Source organism: Pseudomonas ogarae (assembly GCF_014268695.2).
In the GTDB taxonomy this organism is placed as follows: Bacteria; Pseudomonadota; Gammaproteobacteria; order Pseudomonadales; family Pseudomonadaceae; genus Aquipseudomonas; species Aquipseudomonas kilonensis.
Window position 1 is genome coordinate 2881165 of the sequence record NZ_CP077086.1, and the last position, 18949, is coordinate 2900113.

The 18949-nt window shown below is 59.5% G+C and carries 17 protein-coding genes; 4 read left to right on the forward strand and 13 right to left on the reverse strand.

The genetic code is table 11. The features are described from left to right. Nucleotides 1-12 precede the first annotated feature (12 nt). A complete protein-coding gene (locus HU749_RS12710) occupies nt 13-1983 on the reverse strand; it encodes a TonB-dependent receptor (RefSeq protein WP_225919163.1) in 1971 nt (656 codons plus the stop codon). 310 nt (nt 1984-2293) lie between these two features. Between HU749_RS12710 and HU749_RS12715 the strand changes: the two genes are divergently transcribed. After that, entirely contained in the window at nt 2294-3280 is a 987-nt protein-coding gene (locus HU749_RS12715; protein ID WP_225919164.1) for a helix-turn-helix transcriptional regulator, read from the forward strand. Nucleotides 3281-3366: 86 nt separating this feature from the next. Here the strand turns inward: HU749_RS12715 and HU749_RS12720 are convergent, their stop codons facing one another. The 3 genes from HU749_RS12720 to HU749_RS12730 are packed head-to-tail and all read right to left on the reverse strand — an operon-like array spanning nt 3367 to nt 5185. Further along, nucleotides 3367-4107, reverse strand: a complete 741-nt coding sequence (locus HU749_RS12720; protein WP_367575883.1) for an NADPH-dependent F420 reductase — start codon at nt 4105-4107, stop codon at nt 3367-3369. A 29-nt stretch (nt 4108-4136) separates the two neighbouring features. Next, a complete protein-coding gene (locus HU749_RS12725; protein ID WP_079301244.1) occupies nt 4137-4430 on the reverse strand; it encodes a MarR family winged helix-turn-helix transcriptional regulator in 294 nt (97 codons plus the stop codon). Continuing rightward, a complete protein-coding gene (locus HU749_RS12730; RefSeq protein ID WP_186652145.1) occupies nt 4427-5185 on the reverse strand; it encodes an SDR family oxidoreductase in 759 nt (252 codons plus the stop codon). The genes HU749_RS12725 and HU749_RS12730 overlap by 4 nt, the downstream gene beginning before the upstream one ends. 121 nt (nt 5186-5306) lie before the next feature. On the opposite strand from HU749_RS12730, the gene HU749_RS12735 reads away from it, so the two are divergent. Continuing rightward, nucleotides 5307-5888, forward strand: coding sequence for a TetR/AcrR family transcriptional regulator (locus HU749_RS12735; protein WP_046062909.1), 582 nt, complete (start codon nt 5307-5309; stop codon nt 5886-5888). Between the two features lie 119 nt (nt 5889-6007). On the opposite strand, the gene dctA is transcribed toward HU749_RS12735, so the two are convergent. Both dctA and HU749_RS12745 read right to left on the reverse strand, forming a co-directional pair. Beyond that, nucleotides 6008-7315, reverse strand: a complete 1308-nt coding sequence (gene dctA, locus HU749_RS12740) for a C4-dicarboxylate transporter DctA (protein WP_186652143.1) — start codon at nt 7313-7315, stop codon at nt 6008-6010. 101 nt (nt 7316-7416) lie between these two features. Beyond that, entirely contained in the window at nt 7417-8586 is a 1170-nt protein-coding gene (locus HU749_RS12745) for a mandelate racemase/muconate lactonizing enzyme family protein (RefSeq protein WP_186652141.1), read from the reverse strand. A 99-nt stretch (nt 8587-8685) separates the two neighbouring features. On the opposite strand from HU749_RS12745, the gene HU749_RS12750 reads away from it, so the two are divergent. Then, nucleotides 8686-9561: a LysR family transcriptional regulator gene (locus HU749_RS12750; RefSeq protein WP_003200555.1), complete on the forward strand. Its 876-nt coding sequence runs from the start codon at nt 8686-8688 to the stop codon at nt 9559-9561. A 100-nt stretch (nt 9562-9661) separates the two neighbouring features. Here the strand turns inward: HU749_RS12750 and HU749_RS12755 are convergent, their stop codons facing one another. The 7 genes from HU749_RS12755 to HU749_RS12785 form a co-directional block, all read right to left on the reverse strand. Further along, nucleotides 9662-10240 (reverse strand): sarcosine oxidase subunit gamma, encoded by a 579-nt coding sequence (locus tag HU749_RS12755; protein ID WP_186652138.1) that lies wholly within the window; start codon nt 10238-10240, stop codon nt 9662-9664. A gap of 3 nt (nt 10241-10243) precedes the next feature. Further along, nucleotides 10244-13141, reverse strand: coding sequence for a 2Fe-2S iron-sulfur cluster-binding protein (locus HU749_RS12760; protein WP_186652136.1), 2898 nt, complete (start codon nt 13139-13141; stop codon nt 10244-10246). Further along, the gene (locus HU749_RS12765) at nt 13138-13440 is read right to left on the reverse strand and encodes a sarcosine oxidase subunit delta (protein ID WP_046062875.1); all 303 of its coding nucleotides are present in this window, start codon (nt 13438-13440) and stop codon (nt 13138-13140) included. Before HU749_RS12765 ends, HU749_RS12760 begins: the two co-directional genes overlap by 4 nt. Before the next feature lie 13 nt (nt 13441-13453). Continuing rightward, on the reverse strand, nt 13454-14695 hold the full coding sequence (locus HU749_RS12770; protein ID WP_046062874.1) for an FAD-dependent oxidoreductase: 1242 nt from the start codon (nt 14693-14695) through the stop codon (nt 13454-13456). After that, complete coding sequence (gene folD / locus HU749_RS12775; protein ID WP_186652134.1) at nt 14677-15582, reverse strand: bifunctional methylenetetrahydrofolate dehydrogenase/methenyltetrahydrofolate cyclohydrolase FolD; 906 nt, start codon at nt 15580-15582, stop codon at nt 14677-14679. The genes HU749_RS12770 and folD overlap by 19 nt, the downstream gene beginning before the upstream one ends. Continuing rightward, the gene (gene purU / locus HU749_RS12780) at nt 15579-16445 is read right to left on the reverse strand and encodes a formyltetrahydrofolate deformylase (RefSeq protein ID WP_079301228.1); all 867 of its coding nucleotides are present in this window, start codon (nt 16443-16445) and stop codon (nt 15579-15581) included. Before purU ends, folD begins: the two co-directional genes overlap by 4 nt. Before the next feature lie 259 nt (nt 16446-16704). Beyond that, entirely contained in the window at nt 16705-17304 is a 600-nt protein-coding gene (locus tag HU749_RS12785) for a helix-turn-helix domain-containing protein (RefSeq protein WP_003200568.1), read from the reverse strand. Between the two features lie 282 nt (nt 17305-17586). On the opposite strand from HU749_RS12785, the gene glnT reads away from it, so the two are divergent. Continuing rightward, the gene (glnT, locus tag HU749_RS12790) at nt 17587-18921 is read left to right on the forward strand and encodes a type III glutamate--ammonia ligase (protein ID WP_186652132.1); all 1335 of its coding nucleotides are present in this window, start codon (nt 17587-17589) and stop codon (nt 18919-18921) included. The last annotated feature ends 28 nt before the right edge of the window (nt 18922-18949 follow it).

Sequence of the window (18949 nt, forward strand, 5' to 3'; positions counted from 1 at the left end):
ATCATCGCAAGGTTAGAACTGATAGGTGTAGCCGACACCCAAGGTGCGCCGCCGCGCCGGCGCACCGTAGGCCACCGGGTCACTGTAGAAACCATAGGTGTCGTAGGTTTGGTTCAGCAGGTTGTCGGCAAAGGCATAGACTTCGCCAAACCGGCTTTCCAGGCCCGCGCGCAGGTCGAATTTCTCGTAGTTGTCCAGGTTGAAGTGGTTCTGCGGATCGGCTGCGCGTTCGCCCACCAGATGGTAATTGAGGCTGGTGTTCAGGGTGGTTTCGCCAATGCTGGGGAAGGTGCCTAACGGGCGCTGCCAGCTGATGTTGAGGTTGCCGCTCCAACGCGGAACATCCGGGGTACGGTTACCGGCTGCGATGTCACCGGCCTGGATGCCGTGCACGGCGCTGGTGATCTTGGCGTCGAGGTAGGTGGCGCTGGCGGCCAGGGTCAGGCCGGAGTCGAAGTGCCAGGCGCCTTCCAGTTCGGCGCCCCGGGTACGGGTATCGGCATTGAACGCATTGGTGGCGAAGGTTGCCGCGTTGTAGCCCAGCAGATGGTCGTCGTGCACGCGGGTATAGAACAGCGCACCGTTCAAGCTGCCGCGACGATCTTCTGTTTCACTTTTGAAACCCAGTTCAGCGGCTTTGCTGACAGCGGCCTTGTAGGGCGCGCTGTCGCTGACCTGCGAAGCATAATCATTGAACCCCCCGGATTTATAGCCCCGCGCCAGTTGCACGTAGACGTTGGTTTGCGGGGTGAGCGCGTAGCTCAGGGCCGCGCGGCCGGTGCCGTAGTGGTCCGTCAGCTTGCGTGAATCGTCCACGGCGCTGGCGCCATTGATGTATTGGCCATCGTAGGTCTTGCGATCCCAGGAATGGCGATAGCCCGTCGTGAGTTTCAGGCGCTCGGTGAGCGGGAAGGTGATTTCGCCGTAGCCGGCATACGTGGTGGTGGTGAAATCGCGGAACCTGGCGCTGGTGGTGCCATCGGTGTTGCGCGGTGTGTCGTAGCTGCGCTCGTTGCGGCTGGCGGCAAGGCCGGCGATCCAGAACGTGTCGGCGTCGGGCAGCGAGCTCAAGTGCAGATCCTGGCTCCAACTGCGCTCGAAGGATTTGTCCACTACCCAGTACTCGCTGGGCGTGCCGTACAGCGCGCCCATCAGTTTACTGTCGTAGGCGATCAGGCCTTCGAAGTCGGCAGTGGCGGTGGAGGTTGTAGAGGTCAGGCGACTGTTGGCGAAGTCATGATCGACCTTGACGGTGTAGCGTTCAGTGGTCTTGTAATTGTCGTCGAACAGGCCGGGCGTCAGGTCCAGGCTGGGGTCGCTGCCATAGGGGCGCAGCACCAGCGAGTTGGTGGCGCGCTCGGTTTTCTGGCGTTCGGCGCTGAACAGCACCTGGGTGTCATCGTTGAGGTCCCAGAGCAGACTGGCGCGATAAGCCTCGTTGCGCGGCTTGGTGATGGGATCGTTGGTCTGATCGTTGTCGATCCAGCTATCGTAGCCGGCACGGCGCACCGCCAGGCGACCGCTGAGGCTGTCGCTGATCGGTCCGCCGATGGCCCCTTCGCTGAGGAACTGGCCCTCCTGGCCGACTTCGCCGCGCACATAGCCTTCCACTTCACGGGTCGGCTGGCGGGTGGTGATGTTAACCGCGCCGGCCTGGCCAATCGCACCGGACATCGTCCCCTGGGGGCCCTTGAGCACTTCGATGCGGTCGATATCCAGGGTGCCGAAACCGAGGCTGCGCGACGATACAGGTACCCCGTCGATGTTGAATGCCACTGAGCTGTCATCCATTGACATCTGGTACAGCGAGCCGACGCCACGGATCAACACGTTGAAATCATTGGGGCCGCCGGATGAGTTGACGCTGACCCCGGAACTGTTGCGCAAGGCGCTTTCCAGCGTGTCGAGGCGCTGGGTACGCAGTTGCTCGCCGCTGATGACGCTGAGGCTGATGGGCAGGTCCCTGGGATCTTCTTGCTCCATGCGCGCGGTCACCGTCGAGACGGGTAATTCGTAGACTTCACCAGTGGCTGCGAGGACTGGACTGGCCAGTGTCCAAGTTAAAATTATTGTTATAGTATTACATTTGTAGCAAGATCGAGGGACGGTCGTCGTGTTGCGTCGTGCAGACATAATGGGACCTTGACTGAGGTTTTGAGCGGTGCGCGTGACCGTTGGCAGTAACGAATTGGCGCAGCGTGGTGATGCGCTAGATGCTAATAATTATCAATTGCGCAACTCTACCCCGATGTGATCTGATTCGAGCCGTATCCGGTCAACCAGGAGATTCACGATGTCAGTCGTTCAAGGAGGCGCAGGAGAGCCGATGCCGGTCTCGCGAATCATTACGGGAGAATATGGAAGCGACTTGGGGCCCGGGGCGCACTGTCGGGTCACTCGCATGGCCCTGCAGGACGGGCTCGACATCGTGCGCTGGCAAAGCAAGTTCGAGCAGCCGATCGAATTGCCCTTGCAGGATGACAGCGACTGTATTCACTTCAGCTTTACCAACCTGCTCAAGGGCAAGGCCGCCTGCAGCTTCCGTGATGGCCGTCGGCAGCGCCGTTACGTGATTGACGAAGGCGCGGGCTGCATCAGTTATGGCCGTCGTCGCGATGGCCTCTATCACCAGCACGGCGAGATCGACAACATCACGGTCATGATCCGTCCCGAGGTGTTGTCACAGTGGGAGTTGAAACTCGATCCGCTGCTGAACAAGGCTCTGGCCTGCGATCATTGTTTTCTTGATGGCCACCGCAGTGGCGAAATGAGCGCGACCGCGCATCTGTTGTGCAAGGCCATGGACCAGGGACCAGACGCGCCGATGAGCCAACCACGAAGCGGCCTCTGGCTGTATGGCCAGAGCGTGACGCTGGTCAGCCTGTTCCTGGAGGCACGGCGCGACTTGGGGTGCACCTGCCGTGTCAGTCATATCGATCGCCAACGCCTGTTGCGTGCGCGCGAACGACTGCTTGCCGATCTGGGCAAGGCGCCAAGCCTGTCAGAACTTGCTCGCGAGTCCGGGATGAGCCAGCCCAAGCTCACGCGCGGGTTTCGCCAACTGTTCTTGAACAGCGTCTACGGTGTCTTCCAGCAAGCGCGGATGATCCAGGCCCGGGGTCGATTGTTGAACGGCGAAGAGTCGGTGATGAGAATCGCCTCGGACCTTGGCTACGCCAATGCAAGCCATTTCGCCACAGCCTTTCGCAAACAGTTCGGGATCAATCCTTCGATCCTCAAACAGGGCGGAAGAAGTAAATTATCGATCTCGGCCAAGTGAGTCAAAACCGCCAGGGCAACTGGCCTCTCCATGGCGTCGAGTCCGTGACCATGTACGTGGTCTGGCCGTGGCTGCGACACAGATCGTCAGGCTGTCATTGCACGATTGGTGGCAACAATTTGCTCATGCGTGAACTGACTGCCGGGAGCCATGAACTTGGCCAGAAGTGCCTCCCGGTTTTGAGGCGCCTTCATTTTATCAGCCACACACAAGGCCGATTTTAGCTCCGGCAACGTGAGTTCGGTGCAGTACGCAGGCGTGCCTGGTTGCTGATGCCACGAGCTCTCAAGGCTGCCAGCGGCAAGCGCGGTGAAGCCGGTATCCTCGACGAGATCCTGCGCGATTGCCTCAGCCTTGATGTCATTCCCAGCTACAGGCAAGGCGATGCGCGCTAAAGACCCGGCGGGTTGGCCTTTGTCGGCAAGCGTCGCTGCGAGGACGGCGTTCCATGCCTTAACGACCGGGCGGCCAATCTGCTCGCTTACCCAGACACTCTCGGGTTTGCCGTCGTCAACTTCCTTGATCGCCCCGTCACGTCCTGGATAGTAATTGGATGTATCAATGACGACGACTTTCTCGGGAGCATGACTCAACGTCTGCTTGAGATCAGGGTATTTAGCGAAGGGGATGGAGAGGATAACAACGTCAACCTCGGACACAGCCTCTTCCTTGGTCACCGCCTGTACACCGATTTCGTTGGCGAGGTTCTGAATGCTCTGGGGGCCCTTCGAGTTTGCCAGTTTAACTTCATGGCCGCAGGCAGCGAGCTTACGGGCAAGGGTAGCCCCGATGTTGCCTGCGCCGATAATTCCGATTTTCATTTCAATAAACTCCTCACCTATCAACAACTATTCAGTTACCGCTTGGCTGGGTGTGCGAATGAATTAAGCGTGTCGCGAAGCGCCAGCAATTCTTCAGGTGTCAGCTGACAAGCGGATTCAATCTTTTCAGTCACTCCCCAAAGCTCATGCCGAAGTGCTTCGCCTGCGCGAGTGAGCGCGATGAGCACGCGACGCTCATCGGCTCGGTCACGCGTTCGAGTCACAACGCCAAGCAGTTCCATCCTCTTCAAAAGCGGCGTGATGGTGCCGGTGTCCATGCCGAGCTTTGTACCGAGATATCCAGGTGCTACCGACACGGTTAACATCATTCTGCCGGTGCTTTGTATCCCGCCAGCATGTTCAATACCTCATCATGCGCACCGTTCGCTTCAGCAAACCGCAATGGCTTGGCGCGTTCGACGACAAGCTCGCGTGGGGTCGGAGTGATCTCGAACAGTTCGAAGATTTCATTCAAGAACTCGTCCAAAGGCATGGCGTGTTCGTCATTCTCCTGCCCAAGCAACGTGGTACGCACACCCGGTGGCGCAAGCTCGATGACCTCGACTGACGAGTCCTCCAGCTGCACGCGAAGACTTTGAGTGAACGAATGAACGGCCGCTTTGGTTGCGCTGTAGGTCGGTGTTGCAGGCAGCGGGACGAATGCCAAAGCCGAACTGACATTGATGATCGTTGCACTGGGTTGCTTGATCAGTTGGGGAGTGAATGCGTACACCATGCGAATCGTGCCCAGCAAGTTCGTGGTCACTATATCTTCGGCGGTACTCAGGTTTTGCGGATCAGTCAGATCCTCCCAGTGCATGATGCCCGCGTTGTTTATGAGCACGTTCAGATTCGGGTGACTGATCACAAGCGCTTCGCTGGTGCGCTGGATGGATTGCGGATCGCAGATGTCCAGCAATACCGTTTCAATACCTGGATGTTCCGACATGATCTTGTCGAGCAGCGCCTTGCGACGTCCCGCGATGATGACGTTGTTTCCCGCCTTGTGAAGCCTGAGCGCAAGACCAAGGCCAATGCCTGAGGTGCTGCCGGTAACCAGGATCGTGTTGCCAGTGCTGTTCATAGTAAACTCCGGTAAGGGGATTCAAGCGGACAGTTGTCCACTTGTCAAAAAATTACCGGACAACTGTCCGCTTTGCAATGCTGCGAAGGAAAAAACTTTGCCCAGGAATGACGAGTTGGCGATGCGTTCTGACGCCAAGAAAAACCGAGAACGAATTCTGAAGGTCGCTGTGGCAGAGCTGACACTCGATCCTGCAGTCCCGCTGAGCGCGATTGCGAAGAAAGCCGGCGTGGGGCAGGGCACGTTCTATCGCCATTTCGCCAACAGAGAGGAACTGGTATTCGAGGTCTACCAATTCGAGATGCAGCAAGTGGCCTCGTTGGCGGAACAACTGCTCGCCACAAAACCCCCTAAGGAGGCCCTCCGAGAGTGGATGGACTGCCTCGTTGAATATGCAATGACAAAGTCGGGACTTGCGGCCGCGATACGGCAAGCAGCCTCTACTTACGAGTTCCCAGGGAAGTCGGGATACGCGCCAGTCCAGGCAGCGGCCGAGTTGCTTTTGAGGGCTAATGAAAAGGCCGGAACGATTCGTAGCGGGGTTACCCACGACGACTTTTTTCTAGCCACTGCCGGAATATGGCAAGTAGATTCCCAGAGCGAATGGCGCTCACGTCTTGCCAGATTGATGGACCTGGTGATGGATGGGCTATGCGCTGGCAGCCCCGAAAGCCTGAAGAAGAAACCGTCCAGCACTGAGTGATCGCAGGGGAGTAGAGCGGCTATCAAGATCGTCTTTCAAGCGAAAGCGCAGGATTACTGCCGCTGCATCACGACCGGTCATGCCGTATTCGAAGCTGCATGACCGGTGCGCTTTGCGGATTACTTTTGCGCCAGCAATGCCTTTCTTGCTGCCTTTTCGTTTTTCATGGCGGCGATTTCACGTTCGCAGGCCTCGACATCGAACGAGTTGTCCCACTTGGCAATGGCGATGGTGCCAATGCCGTTGCCGATCAAGTTGGTCACCGCCCGCGCTTCGTTCAGGAACCGGTCAATGCCCAAGAGCAAAACCAGGCCAACCAGGGGGATGGAGTGAATGGTTGTCAGCGTGGCAGCCAGCGTTACGAATCCCGCACCCGCCACGCCAGCCGAGCCTTTTGAGGTCAGCAGGAATACGCCCAGCAGAATCATCTGATCCACAAATGTCAGCGGCGTATTGGTCGCCTGGGCGATAAAGATGGCGGCCATGGTGAGATAGATGCAGGTGCCGTCCGCATTGAAGGTGTACCCGGTTGGCAACACCATGCCCACGACGGATTTTTTGCAGCCAAGCTTTTCAAGCTTCACCATCATTCGCGGCAGCACGGCTTCGGTTGAGCAGGTGCCAAGGGTGATGAGAATTTCATCTTTGAAATAACGCAGAAACTGCATGAGCGGCATGCCCGACCATCGAGCAACCGCACCCAGCACGACGACGATGAAAATCAAGGTCGTGAGATAGAGCGCGACCAGCAACTGGCCGAGCGACAGCAAGGTACCAATCCCGTATTTGCCGATGGTGAACGCCATGCCGGCACCGGCACCAAGCGGCGCCAGGCGCATGACCATTGCAACGATCTTGAACAGGCCTTGCAGGAACAGATCAAGGGTGTTGATCAGCGGCTTGCTGGTTTCGCCCATTTGAACCAGGGCAACACCCATCAAGACCGAAAGCAGGATGACCTGGAGCATGACGCCATTGGAGAAGGCGCCGATGAAGGTTTGCGGGATGATATTGAGAAAGAACTCAATGGCGCCACCTTGCTCACTGGCAACTTGGCTGTATTTGCTGATGGAGCTTCCATCAAGCGCACTGGCGTTGATGTTCATACCGACGCCAGGCTTGACGATGTTGACCACGATAAGGCCGACGACCAGGGCGATGGTGGAAAGAATCTCGAAGTAGATCAGCGCTTTTACGCCAATCCGTCCGACCTCCTTGATGCTGCCCATCTTGGCGATACCGACAACGACCGTACCGAAAATAATCGGCGCCAACAGCATTTTGATCAGTTTGATGAAGCCATCGGCAAAGGGTTGGAGCTTGGCGCCGATATCAGGCACGAAGTAACCGATTGCTGCACCGAGCACGATGCCGATCAGCACTTGCACATACAGCTGGCTGTACCAGCGGGACTTGGAGATTTCCACGGGAGCACCTCATTTTATTTTTGTGATGGGCTGTGGCTTGGCGTCGAGAGGGGACACCGGGTGTTGCGGCCTCTTTGACAGAGACCGCAGATCGAGGGTGATCAGCCTTCGCCCAACTCACGCATTACGGCGTACAAAGCGGACTTGGCTTCGAAGCCGACACCTGGAATATCCGGCAGGCCGACGTAGCCATTTTCGACACGGATGCCGTCAGCGAAGCCGCCAAAAGGCTGGAACACGTCGGGGTACGATTCGTTACCGCCAAGATGCAGACCTGCTGCGATGTTCAGGGACATCTGGTGACCACCATGCGGAACTACGCGGCGGGAAGACCAACCCATTTCCTCCATCACCTTGAGGGTGCGCATGTACTCCACAAGCCCGTAGGACAGCGCGCAGTCGAACTGGAGGTAGTCGCGATCAGGGCGCATGCCGCCGTGGCGCAGCAGGTTGCGGGCGTCCTGGTGGGAGAACAGGTTTTCCCCGGTGGCCATGGGCAGTTCATAGTGATTGGCGAGCTCGGCCTGGAGTGCGTAATCCAGTGGATCGCCGACCTCTTCGTACCAGAAGAGGTTGTACTTCTTGATGGCTTGCGCGTAAGCAATACCGGTCTGCAGATCGAAACGACCATTGGCATCGACGGCTAGCCGACGACCGTCGCCAACCACTTCAAGTACTGCTTCGATGCGACGGATATCTTCGTCCAGTGGCACCGCACCGATCTTCATCTTGACGACGTCGTAGCCACGATCCAGATAGCTCTGCATTTCCGCCTTGAGCTTGGTCTGGTCTTTGCCAGGGTAGTAGTAGCCGCCCGCCGCATAGACCCAGACCTTGTCATCGGCCACGCCGTTACGGTAACGGTCGGCCAGCAGGCGATACAGCGGTTTGCCTTCAATCTTGGCGACGGCATCCCATACGGCCATGTCGAGGGTGCCAACGGCAACCGAGCGCTCACCATGGCCGCCTGGCTTTTCGTTGGTCATCAAGGTTTTCCAGATGGCGAACGGATCCAGGTTGTTGTTGGCATGGTCGATGAGCGTGTCTGGATCAGCTTCCGTAATACGCGCCAGGAAACGATCACGCATCAGTGCGCCCTGGCCATAGCGGCCATTGGAATTGAAACCGTAGCCGATGACAGGCTTTCCGTCGCGAATCACATCTGTGATGACAGCGACAACCGAGCAGGTCATTTTCGAAAAATCGATGTAGGCGTTAGCGATTGGGGAGGCAATGGAAACTGTTTTTTCACGAATGTCTACGATGCGCATGACGGGGTCCTCTTGTTGTTTGTAGCCCCACGTTAGGCTTTGCGATGTCACCCGCCCAATGCTATTAATGCCGCACCCTATGCACAGGAGGCATGGCCCGTGGAACTCGTTTGGCTTGAGGATTTTTCAGCGCTTGCGGAGTACGGCAGCTTCGTTCGGGCAGCTGAGGCGCGGCACGTTACGCAGCCGGCATTCAGTCGCAGAGTGCGCTCGCTGGAGAGCTGGATGGGGGTGCAATTGTTCGTTCGAACGCCTCAGGGCGCGACGCTGACTGAAGCCGGGAGGCAAATTTTGCCAAGTGCCCAGGAGGCTGCCAGGCGCTTGTACAGAATGCGCAACGAGGCTCAAGAGGTTGCTGGGATGGCTGCCAGGTCGCTTCAATTTGCGGCAACGCATTCCCTGTCGTTTACATTTTTTCCCAGGTGGCTTCGAAGCTCGGAGAGCGGTGCCCCCATTGAGGCTGTGCAACTGCACTCCGATAGCATGGCTGTCTGTGAGCAGATGCTGATACATGGCCAGGTCCAGTTTCTGCTCTGCCATCGCCATCCCGATGTTCCACCTTTGCTCGCCCCAGATCAGTTCATCGGCAAAAAGGTGGGTGAAGACGTTCTTGTTCCTCTGGCGAGTGCTTCTGCCAACTTCGGCACCTCGCCTGCGGCATTGCCATACCTGGCTTACACCCATGAGTCTGGACTGGGGCGTATCGTCGCCCACAGGCTGCGTGGCAAAGAAGATTACCTGCACCTCAAGCCACTTTTCAGCAGCCACCTTGCTGCGGTGCTGATGTCCATGGCCCTGGAAAGCAAAGGCGTGGCCTGGCTGCCCAAGAGCCTCACGGAGCAGGAAATGCTGGATGGACGCTTAGTCAGAGCGCTCGACGAAAGCTGGGATATACCGCTGGAAATTCATCTGACCCGTCCAACAGCGCCACTCAGTCAATCTGCCGAAGCGTTCTGGGCCCGGGTGGGGCCGTGACCCGGCGCGTTTCAGGTGACACGCTGCGTTGTCCAATAGTGAAAGGAGGTGACGTGTCTGTCGCATGACTGCCTGGCGACACGTCAACGCCCCCAGAAGGTCAAGGCAATGGGGTTGGGCTATACGGACTGACCTCGAACTCCTCCAGAGCATCCAGCAGCGCGTCGTTGAAGTATTGCTTCGAGGCGCGATCCCACAGGATATGAAAGGCCGGTGCCTCCACACTTCCCGTATGGATCACGATCACATTGATCCGCGCCGCCGATGTCTGCGCCACCGCCCCTGGCTTGAAGGCCGGGAAGCTGAGGTCGACCCCGCAGAGCTTGGCCATCACCTGGGCAATCGCACCTCCGCTGAGCACCAGGCAGGCGTGGCTGTCCTGGCGGGGCAGCAGGTAGTTGGCCTGGTGGTCGAGTTCCCAGCGCGCCTCTTCATCGGCAATCCGCTGACCCTGATCCTGGGGGCTGCCCAGCAACACATATTCGGTCTGTGACAGGCGCGCCACCCAGCTGCCGTCGGCCTGGGCGGTGGCGCGGTTGGGGGCGTCCGGCAGGGTGAAGCCGCGCGCGGTGAGGTACTCGGCACTGTGGCTGCCACGAAAACCGACCCGGGGCAGGTCGGTCTGGTCGACCAGATGGTATGGTTGCGTGATTGGTTCGTGGTCTTTCAGACTGGTCATGGCTTAACCCTCCTGGCGTTGGTTGGTGGGGTCGAAGAAGGGCAGTTGCACCACTTCGGCCTGGACGATGATGCCGCCTTCGACGCGAATCGGAATGTGCTGTCCCGGGGCACTCTGCTCGATACCGGCGTAGGCCAGGCCTATGATTCGGCCCAGCGTGGCGGAGTATTCGCAGGAGGTGACGTTGCCGCTGATGTCCGGGCCGTCGAGTACCAAGTGGCCTTCCAGCGGTTGTGCGCTGCCCTTGGGCAAGGAGAATCCCACCAGTTTGCGTTTCAGCGGCTGGGCTTCGAGGATGTCCACCGAGCGCCGGCCGACGAAGAACGGTTTGTTGCGGCTGACCGCCCAGCCCATGTCGATTTCCGCCGGATGGGTCATGCCGTCGGTGTCCTGACTGATGATCACGTGGCCTTTTTCCAGGCGCAGCAAACGTTGGGTTTCGACGCCGAAGGGGCGGATGTCATGGGCCTTGCCGGCCTCCATCAGCGCGTCCCAGAGCATGAGCCCGTGACGCGCCGGCACGTGGATTTCATAGCCCAGTTCGCCGACAAAACCCACGCGCAGCAAACGGGCCTTGATGCCCGCCACGGTGCCTTGTCGCACACCGAGATAAGGAAACGCTTCGGCGCTCAGATCCAGGTCGGTGCAGACCTGCTCCAGCACTTTGCGCGAATCGGGCCCGGCGACGTTGACCGCGCAAATAGCCGCGGTGACGTTGGCGACGTCCACGTCGAGGCGCCATTGCGCGTTCCACTTGAGCATTTGCTGATAGATCCGGTCGACACCACTGGTGGTGGCGGTGACGTAGAAGTGATGCTCGGCCAACCGCGCGCAGACACCGTCATCGATCACCACCCCGTGCTCGTTGGTCATCAGCGCATAGCGGGAGCGACCGACCGGCTGTTTGAGGAAGGCAAAGGTGTACATGCGGTTGAGCAACTCGGCGGCGTCCGGCCCGCGCACATCCAAACCACCGAGGGTCGAGACATCGATGATGCCGACCTTGTTGCGCACGTGCAGGGCTTCGGCCTGCATGCAGGCTTCGCGATCCTTAGCGTTGCCATAGTAGGCCGGGCGTTGCCAGATGCCCGCAGGCATCATCTTCGCCCCGGCCTGCAGGTGTCGGGCATGCATCGGCGTTTGCCGGTACGGATCGAACGCGCGCCCGGCGACATGCGCCAGTTTCTCGGCCACAAACGGCGGCCGTGCCGTGGTCACACCGGTTTCGCTGATGTTGCGTTGCGTGGCCCATGCCACCAGCCGTGCGGTCGGCAGCGCCGAGTGACGACCCTGAGACGGTCCCATGCCGACGGTTGAGTAGCGCTTGACCAGTTGCACGTCGCGATAGCCGATCTTGGTTGCGTTGACGATGTCGGCCACTTGCAGGTCCTCGTCGAAGTCGACGAAGTCCTTGCCTTTGGGATGCGGGAAGATCGGCCAATTGAAGTTGACCCGGGCTTCACCGCTGAACGATGCGCGTTGCGTGCCGATTGTCAGGCCCAGCGCGAGGGCGGCTTCGGCACCGGCATTCACGCCATCGGCAATCACGTTATCCAACTGATGACGACCGTTGACCGAACCGGCGATATTCAGATTCTGTGGCAGGCCGCTGAGCGTGAACTCGGCACGTTGATCGTCGTAGGCCAGTTTGCCGCCGGCCTGGCACAGCAGTTGATAGACCGGCATGTAACCGGCGGACATGCACAGTAAGTCGCACGCCAGATATTGCCCGCTCTCGGCGACCTGGCCCTGTGCGGTGATCTGGCGCACATCGACGCCGTTGATGTGGCGCATGCCTTTCTCGTGCAGGGCCTCATAGACGGTGCTGTTGCCCTGGTGGTAGATCTTGCGTTGCGCCAGTGCGCGCAGCAGGGCTTCGTCCGAAGGCCCTTGGCGTAGGTCAACCACGGCGACGACCTCTACGCCCTGGTCATGCAGATCCAGCGCGGCGAGGTAACCGTCATCGTTGCCCGTCAGCACCACGGCGCTGTTACCCGGTTTGACCGCATACAGCTTCATCAGCCGTTGCGCGGCGCTGGTCAGCATCACGCCCGGCAGGTCGTTGTTGCGAAAGATCACCGGCTGATCGAAGGCGCCGCTGCACACCAGACACTGGCGAGCGCGGACCTTGTAAAGGCGTTTACCCTGGATCACCGGCAGGTAGTTATCGGTGAACCAGGCGTTGCACGTGGCTTCGGTCAGGACCTGGATATTGGCGTGTTGCTCGACCGCCGCGAGCAGTTCGCAGCGCAGGTTTCCAGCCTTGTTGCCGTCGATATCGAAGCGGGCATAGGTGAGCGACCCGCCGAGAATCGGCTGTTGCTCGATGAGCAACACCTTGGCTCCGGCGTTGGCGGCGGTCAGGGCAGCGTGCAGCCCGGCGGGACCGGCACCGATGACGGCGACGTCGGTAAACAGGTAGGCCTTGTCGTAATACTCAGGCTGGAACTTCAGGTCGAGCACACCGAGGCCGGCCTTCTTGCGAATGATCGGTTCCCAGACTTTCCACATGCCCTTGGGCTTGTAGAACGAGCGGTAGTAGAAGCCCACTGGCATGAATTTGGAGAACTTGCCCAGGTAGGCGTCGCGGTCGTTATCCAGCGAGCCGTTGACGTTCTGCGCCGTCACCTGCAAACCCGCGGACAGTGCATAGGCATCGGCCAGCACATTGGGTTCCTGGGGCAGTTGCACCAGGCTGTTGGCATCCTGGCCGGCCATGGTCAGCGGGCCGCGCGGGCGGTGGTATTTGAACGAGCGGGAGATCAGGAAACGCCCGTTGGACAACAGGGCGCTGGCGATGCTGTCGCCTTGCAAGCCTTGGTAGTGCTGCCCGTCGAAACTGAAATCCAGCGGCTGATCGCGGTTGATCAGCAGGCCCATGGGGGCGGGTAGGCGATTCATCCTGCGATCTCCTTGGGGGCGGCGTTGAATTCGACACGGGTGTTGAAGAGTTCCTTGGGATCGAAGGTCCGCAGGATCTCGTCGGTAACGGTGTGCCGCTCCGCGAGAAACCAGTAGCTGGAGGGGGTGTGCATCCACCATTCGCGCACCACGCCGGCGAGGTTGTCGGTGTTGAACACGTAGTCCGCCCATTCGCCGTCGCTGCACGTCACCGGGTCGGGCATGGGTTTGAATTCACCGCCATAGGTGAACTCGCTGATATTGCGTGGCCCGTTGAGCGGGCAAGTCATGATTTTCATCGTCCGCTCTCCGTCAGTGACTGGCCGCCGTAGCGCCCATCTCGTTGACTTGCTGGAAGGTTGAGAAACGTTCCAGGCCGAAGGGTTTGATCAGCTCCGGCACCTTGCCGCCGCTGGCGACCAACTCGGCCATGGTCTTGCCGCAGATCGGCGTGGCCTTGAACCCCCAGGTGCCCCAGCCCGCGTCGAGGTAGTAATGCTTCACCGGCGACAGGCCCATGATCGGACTGTAGTCCGGGGTCATGTCGGTGATCCCGGCCCATTGGCGCATCAGCTTGGCGTTGGCCAGGAACGGGAACATCTCGATGGCATGGGCCAGCAGGCTCTCCTTCAAATCGAGCGTGGAACGGGTATTGAACAGCGGATAGGGGTCGGAGCCGCCGCCAAACACCACCTCGCCACGACTCGTTTGCTGCACATAGCAGTGCAGGGCAGAGGAACTCACCAGCGGGTCGAGGAACGGCTTGAACGGCTGGGTGACCATCGCTTGCAGCGGGAAGGTCTGAATCGGCGAGCGAATCCCTGCCTTGGCCATCAGCAATGAACTGTGCCCGGCAATCGCCTGCACCGCGCAACCGCACTTGATGGTGCCGCGATTGGTCTTGACGGCGGTGATGGCGCCGTTCTCGATGATCAGGTCCTGGACTTCGGTGAGCTGATGGATTTCCACGCCACGCTTGGCGGCCTGTTTGGCGTAGCCCCAGGCCACGGCGTCGTGGCGCGCGGTGGCGCCGTCGATGTGCCACAGGCCGGCGAGCACCGGCAAGTGGCCGGGATCGAGGTTGAGGCTGGGCACCAGTTCGCGGATCTGCTGGCGGTCGATCATCTCGGTGCGACCGCCGAAGTGCTTGTTGACCTCGGCGCGCTGGCGGAACGAGCGCACCGTGGCATCGGTGTGGGCCAGGGTCAGTTGGCCGCGCTCGGAATACATGATGTTGAAATCGAATTCGTTGGACAGCGACTGGAACATCCGCACCGACTCGGCATAAAAGCGCACGCCTTCGCTGGTCAGGTAGTTGGAGCGGATCACCGCCGTGTTGCGCGCGGTATTGCCGCCGCCCAGGTAGGACTTCTCCAACACCGCGACGTTGGTGATGCCGTGGTACTTGGCCAGGTAATAAGCGGTGGCCAGGCCGTGACCGCCGGCACCGATGATCACCACGTCATAGCTCGGTTTGAGTTCCCGTGGTGGCGGCAGGTCCACTTCCACCGGGTACTGCGAACTCAGCCCGTATTTCAATAGATTGAATGGCATAAGGCCTCCGATTGGCTGCGTAGGGCCCGGTGTTGTGCAAGGGCTGCGGTGACGGTGTTTTTCATCAGGAAGGCAATGGTCATCGGGCCGACTCCACCGGGTACCGGGGTGATCGCCGCGACGTGCGCCAGGGCGCTGTCGAAGTCGACGTCGCCCACCAGGCGGCTGCGGCCATCGTCGTCGATGCGGTTGATGCCGACGTCGATCACCACGGCGCCAGGCTTGAGCCAACTGGCGTCGATCAACCGCGGGCGACCCACGGCGGCGATGACGATGTCGGCCTGGCGGCACAGCGCCTGGGGATCCGGGCTGCGCGAATGCAGGACAGTCACCGAGCAGTCAGCCCTGAGCAGCAACGCGGCCATGGGTTTGCCGACGATGTTCGAGCGGCCGATCACCACCGCGTGCTTGCCGCGCAGATCGCCGCAGGTTTGTTCCAGCAAATACAAACAACCACTGGGGGTGCAAGGCGCGAGTACCGTGCGACCCTGGCTGAGGCCGCCGACGTTCTGACTGTGGAAACCATCGACGTCCTTGTCCGGCGCGATAGCTTCCAGCGCGCGTAATTCATCGATATGAGCAGGCAGCGGCAGTTGCAGGAGAATGCCGTGGATCGAGCGATCGGCATTCAGTCGAGCGATCAGAATGAGTAACTGTTCAGTGCTGGTGTCTGCAGGCAGCCGATGTTCCAGCGAGCGGATACCCACCTCTTCGGCGCGCAGGATCTTGTTGCGCACATAGACCTGGCTGGCCGGGTCGCTGCCCACCAGGATCACCGCCAGTGCCGGTTCAATGGCCTGCTCGCGCAGGCGCTCCACGTCCTCGCGGACCTGTACCAGCACGCGGGCGGCAGTGGCTTTGCCGTCGATCAGTTTGTGCATGTTCACCGGAAGATCACCGTTCTGTCCTGGTTGAGGAAAACCCGGTGCTCCAGGTGGTACTTGACCGCCTTGGACAGGGCCACGGTTTCGGTGTCACGGCCGGTGGCGACCAGGTCGTCGGGCAGGTAGACGTGATCGACGCGCTGCACTTCCTGCTCAATGATCGGTCCTTCATCGAGGTCGCTGGTGACGTAGTGAGCGGTGGCGCCAATGAGCTTCACGCCACGCTGGTAGGCCTGGTGATACGGCTTGGCGCCTTTGAAGCCGGGCAAGAACGAATGGTGAATGTTGATCGCCCGGCCTGAGAGCTGCTTGCACAGGTCATCGGAGAGGATTTGCATGTAGCGCGCCAACACCACGAGCTCGGTGCCGGTGTCGTCGACGATCTTCATCAGTTCGGCTTCTTGCCGAGCCTTGGTGTCCTGGGTCACCGGCAGGTAGATGAAGCGAATGCCTTCGCGTTCGGCCATGGGCCGCAGGTCGAGGTGGTTGGAGACGATGGCGGTGATGGTCATGTCCATCTCGCCCTTGTGGTAGCGGTAGAGCAGGTCGGTCAGGCAGTGGTCGAACTTGCTGACCATCAGCAACACGCGCATCGGCTCGCGGGTGTCGTGCAGTTCCCAGGTCATCTCGAACGCCTTGGCGACGTCGGCGAAACCGTCCTTGATCTGTTGAATGCTGCCCTGATGGCCGTCGTTGAAGCGGAACACCGCACGCATGAAAAAGCGGCCGCTGAAGTCGTCGTCGAATTGCGCCATCTCCCCGATGTAGCAACCGTTGTCCGCCAGATAGGTGGTGACGGCTGCGACGATGCCGGACACCGCGGGACAGGTGATCTTGATGATGAAATGGTTTTTTTCGTGTTGCATGACACGTCCTCGGGATGATGGCGGCAGTTCATCGCATAGCGAAAAATGTCTGAGGACAGCAGGCTCATTCCTTGAGCGCGTTTTCTTGTTAGGAATAAAATATTCCTGATTTGGCTTTATAGGGGAGTGGAGGCGGGACGTCTAGGGGTTTTGGAAAGATTTTTAACTGAGGGGAATTTTTTGCGAGGGAAGGTGACTCGTTTCCGTCGAGCGAGCGCGGTCAAAAATGTGGGAGCGGGCTTGCTCCCACAGGGGGGCGTTACTCTTTGTCGTTGCCGTAGTTCATGATCGACAAAAGGCGGATAGGCACCTGCACCAGTTGCTCGGGGCCATGGGGGATTTCGCCTTCGAACGTCAGGCTGTCGCCCGCTTCCATGCGGTAAAGCTGATTGCCGTGGCGATAGATCAGTTCACCTTCCAGCAGGTGAAGGAATTCGGTGCCGGGGTGAGAGAAGGTCGGAAACTCCTCACTCGCGTCATCCATGCTGACCATATAGGCCTCGAAACTCTTCTTCGGCCCGCGAGTATGGTTGAGCAGGTGGTAGGTATGGCCTTTCTCGGTGCCACGGCGCACTACTTCCATGCCCTGGTCAGCCTTGACCAATAGCGCACTGCCGTCTTGCTGGTCGTATTCGCTGAACAACTTGGACAGTGGCAGGCCGAGCACGTCGCACAGGCGGCTCAGGGTATCGAGGCTGGTGGACACCTGGGCGTTTTCGATCTTGCTCAACATGCCTTGGCTGATATCGGCAATCTTGGCCACGTCAGACAGTTTCAGATCCTGAGCCTGGCGCTGGCGCTTGATCTGCAATCCCAGGTATTGCTCAAGCTTGAGGCGCGGGGCGGTTTCGGTCGACATAGTCATCAATCCTGCACACTTTCCGTTCAGTAATATTAGTTTCGCACTGAGAAAGTGCAAATGGCGGCGTTCCGCTCGCGTCTGTCGAGCGATATTCCCACGGGGAAAAGAATTTTCCCATATATACAGCACAAAAACGCTTTCTGAGGAGCGTCGGCGCTTCACTCGCGAATCTGGCAAGGGCCTTGCATTCCTATTGGGAAACTAACTTTCTTTTTAGGAATAAAAAGTCAGTCCAGGCCCATCCACAATGTTTTGCCCTTTCGCGAGGAGTGACGAGCAATGTTGCCAGCAGAAACCCAGCGCATCATCGACAAGCACGCAATCAAGTACGTGCTTGCGCAGTTTGTGGATATACACGGGGCGGCCAAAACCAAGTCGGTGCCTATCTGTGGGCTCAAGACCGTCGCCGAAGAGGGGGCGGGTTTTGCCGGATTCGCGATCAGCGGCATGGGCATGGAGCCCCACGGACCGGACTTCATGGCCCGTGGCGATCTGTCCACTCTGACCCCGGTGCCCTGGCAGCCGGGTTACGGGCGCGTAGTGTGCATCGGTCACGTCGACGGCAAGCCGCATCCGTACGACAGCCGTTATGTGTTGCAGCAACAAGTTCAGCGCCTGGCAGAAAAGGGTTGGACGCTCAACACTGGCCTGGAGCCCGAGTTCAACCTGATGCGTCGTGACGAGCAGGGCAAACTGCAACTGGTGGACCCCAGCGACAACCTGGACAAGCCTTGCTACGACTACAAAGGCCTGTCGCGCTCCCGGGTTTTCCTTGAACGCTTGACCGAAGCCTTGCAGGCCGTGGATTTCGAGGTCTATCAAATCGACCACGAGGACGCCAACGGCCAGTTCGAAATTAACTACACCTACAGCGACGCCATGACCTCGGCGGATCGCTTCACGTTTTTTCGCATGGCCGCCGGCGAAATCGCCAATGACCTGGGCATGATCTGCTCGTTCATGCCCAAGCCGGACCCGAAACGCGCTGGCAACGGCATGCATTTTCACCTGTCGATCAGCAGCGTCGAAAATAAAAACCTGTTTCATGACGCCAGCGACCCCAGCGGCATGGGCCTGTCGAAAATGGCTTATCACTTTGCCGCCGGCTTGCTGGCCCATGGTCCGGCGCTGTGTGCCTTCGCCGCGCCGACGGTCAACTCCTACAAGCGTCTGGTGGTCGGCAATTCGTTGTCCGGCGCGACCTGGGCGCCGGCCTTTATCGCCTTCGGCGCCAACAACCGTTCGGCCATGGTGCGGGTGCCTTACGGCCGCCTGGAGTTCCGCCTGCCGGACGCTGGCTGCAATCCCTATCTGGTCAGCGCCTCGATCATCGCCGCCGGCCTGGATGGCATCGATCGCCAGTTGGAAATCGACCATGTCTGCAATGAAAACCTCTACAGCCTGAGCCTGGAACAGATCGCCGCGCGGGGCATCAAGACCCTGCCGCAATCGCTCAAGGAAGCCTGTGACGCCCTGGAAGCCGACCCGCTGTTCGCCGAGGTGCTGGGCCCGCAGATCGTGGGCGAGTTCATCAAGCTCAAGCGCATGGAATGGGTGGAGTACAGCCGCCACGTCTCCGACTGGGAGATCCAGCGCTACACCGAATTTTTCTGACCCTCAGTGTTTTGACAACCATTCGGGC